Origin of the sequence: Streptomyces sp. NPDC053431 (assembly GCF_044544925.1) — a bacterium.
In the GTDB taxonomy this organism is placed as follows: domain Bacteria; phylum Actinomycetota; class Actinomycetes; order Streptomycetales; family Streptomycetaceae; genus Streptomyces.
This window is the reverse complement of record NZ_JBITXX010000013.1, coordinates 1-2,322: the sequence shown is the minus strand read 5'-3', so window position 1 is coordinate 2,322 and position 2,322 is coordinate 1. Positions and strand designations below refer to the sequence as shown.

The 2,322-nt window shown below is 71.7% G+C and carries 4 protein-coding genes; 3 read left to right on the top strand and 1 reads right to left on the bottom strand.

Going from position 1 to position 2,322, the window contains the following annotated elements; genetic code table 11:
- The first annotated feature begins 155 nt into the window (after window positions 1-155).
- The gene (locus ACIGXE_RS26500) at window positions 156-446 is read left to right on the top strand and encodes a hypothetical protein (RefSeq protein ID WP_399751392.1); all 291 of its coding nucleotides are present in this window, start codon (window positions 156-158) and stop codon (window positions 444-446) included.
- Between the two features lie 119 nt (window positions 447-565).
- Window positions 566-859: a hypothetical protein gene (locus ACIGXE_RS26495; RefSeq protein ID WP_399751391.1), complete on the top strand. Its 294-nt coding sequence runs from the start codon at window positions 566-568 to the stop codon at window positions 857-859.
- Window positions 860-906: 47 nt separating this feature from the next.
- On the opposite strand, the gene ACIGXE_RS26490 is transcribed toward ACIGXE_RS26495, so the two are convergent.
- Window positions 907-1,710 (bottom strand): hypothetical protein, encoded by an 804-nt coding sequence (locus ACIGXE_RS26490; RefSeq protein WP_399751390.1) that lies wholly within the window; start codon window positions 1,708-1,710, stop codon window positions 907-909.
- A 302-nt stretch (window positions 1,711-2,012) separates the two neighbouring features.
- On the opposite strand from ACIGXE_RS26490, the gene ACIGXE_RS26485 reads away from it, so the two are divergent.
- Window positions 2,013-2,231, top strand: coding sequence for a hypothetical protein (locus ACIGXE_RS26485; protein WP_399751389.1), 219 nt, complete (start codon window positions 2,013-2,015; stop codon window positions 2,229-2,231).
- The last annotated feature ends 91 nt before the right edge of the window (window positions 2,232-2,322 follow it).

Here is a 2,322-nt window from a genome sequence, read left to right as displayed (position 1 = left end):
GGGGGTGTGTGTGTGTTTGTTTGCCGGGGGGGGGGGGGGGGGCGGGGGGGGGGGGGGGGGGGGGGGGGGGGGGGCCCCCGCCCCCCCCCCCCCGCCCCCTCTCCTCTTCACCCACGCGCACCACGCGCACCACGCGAACAAGGAGTACGCACACCATGGCCCGTTTCGACGTCAACGCCGCTCGCGCCCAGCGACTGGAGGCCCACGGCCGCACCTGGTCCTTCGAGCTGGACGGCGAGTCCTACACGCTGCCCACCGAGCTCTCCCGCAAGACCGCGAAGGCGCTGCGCAAGCTCGACGACAACGACGTGGACGGTCTGCTCGAACTCCTGATGGGTGAGGAGCAGTACGTCCGCTTCGAGGAGCACGACCTCACGATGCAGGACATCGCCGCCATCCTGGAGGCCTACGGCAAGGAGACCGGGCTCGGCCTGGGGGAAAGCTGAGCCTCGTCGAGTTCGTCGACGAACACGCCGAGGCACTTGAGGCGGATCTCCTCCGCTACTACGGGACGGACCTCCTCGACTGGCATCGGGGCGAGCTGTCCAGCCGCCGCTTGGCGGTCATGATCAAGCACCTTCCACGGGACGGGGCGGTGCAGCGCCAGATCCACGGCGAAGCGGCGGAGTGGTCTCTCTCCGATCACCTGCTGGCCGCCGCAGTGGACCATCTGGCCGCCGCGAACTGGATGTTCCAGTGCGTCAACACCGACGAGGACGGCGACACCCCCGAGCCGCCGAAGCCGGTTCCCCGTCCGGGCGTCACCGACGAGGGCGACGAGGAGTCGGGCGAGGGCTCCGCGGAGGGGAACGCCGACGAGGCGATCTCCCCCGCAGAACTCGCCCGCTTCTTCGGCTGACGCCCCTGGTCGCAGAAACCCCCCACGGCCCCCGGAGCCCGTTCCCGTCAGGGAGCGGGCTCCGGGGGCGCTTGCTGTGCTCGCTCGGCGGCCAGCTCCTCCTCCAGGGCCTTGGCCCGGTCGGAGAGCCGGCGGCCACGCGCGCTCGCGCGCGCGTCCGCTTCGCCCGGGTCGGCGCCGCGCCGCTCGGCGGCGCCGCCGGTCTGGGCCGGCACGCCGGCGAGGGGCGGCACGATCGGGCGGCCGCCCTTGCCGCGGACGACCTTCCGCACCGGCTGGGCGTTCCGGCGGGTGCGGCTCTCCTGGGCGGTCACCAGGAGGTCGGCGGCCTCGGGTTCGGGCGCCGCGGGCTCCGGCTCGTACACCGGCTCGGATTCGGGCGCGGGCTCCTGCTCGTGCACCGGCTCCGGTTCGGGGCGCTGTTCGAACATCTCGCGCTCCCTGCGGACCCGCTCCTCGGCCTGGACGACCACGGCCGGCGGTTCGAGGAGCCGGGCGAACGGCAGCGGGATGACCCGGGCGCCGTCCGAGGACACGTCCGTACGCCGCTGGGGGCGCCGGATTCCACGCGCGTCACCCTGTCCCTGAGCGTATGCGTCAGCAACGCGCTTCTCGTACTCGCGGCGGATACGCGGGAGTTCGTCGGAGACGGCCTCGGCCCATCCGGCGGTGAACGCGGCGGTCTCGCGGCGGTCCACCTCGGCGCGCGGCAGGACGACGAGATCCTCGGGTGCGTATCCGGCGACGTGGACGAGCTCGGCCAGCCTCGCGAAGAGATGAGGCAGGTCCGGGTGGGACTCGAGCCAGTCGGTGACCCGCTCCCGCCGGTTAGCGCCCGGCTCCGTATCCATGCGTCCGCACTGCCTTCCAACCCCCTGGGGTTCCCCCGCGCGCCCCTCGCGCCCCCCGCCCCCGACTGTGTCAGGTCCGGGAACGCGTCATCCAGGGTACCCCGGTCGAACACCAGCTCTGTTCGGGCCCAACACCTACCCAGACCTGACAACAAGACACGCCGTCAGGCGTTTCCCGCTCGACAAACCTCGAACAGATGTTCCACACTCTGTTCGTACAGACGTTCGATAACGTGGTGCCCCCGCCTCACTCCGCGGCGCCGCCACGCACGCAAGGGCAAGTAACCGGAAGGCAGGCGTCCATGACCCAGCAGGCCGAGGCCGAGGCATCGCGACCGCACATCCCGCTCCACGACCGCCTCGCCCAGCTGCTGGACGGGCCCGCGGCCCTCGACAAGAGAGCGTTGCTCGGCACGCTGTACGCCGAGGTCAACCGCCGCGAGGCCGTCGCCTACGCGGCCGGCTGGAACGACGCCCTCGCGACGCTGCGCCGCGACTCCAGCGAGGACAAGGACGCCTAGGGCCTGTTGTGAAAGTGCTGGTCACAGCCATTCGTTGATGGCTGCGACCAGCACTGTCGCTTCGTAGCGGACGGCAAGTTTGTCGTACCGG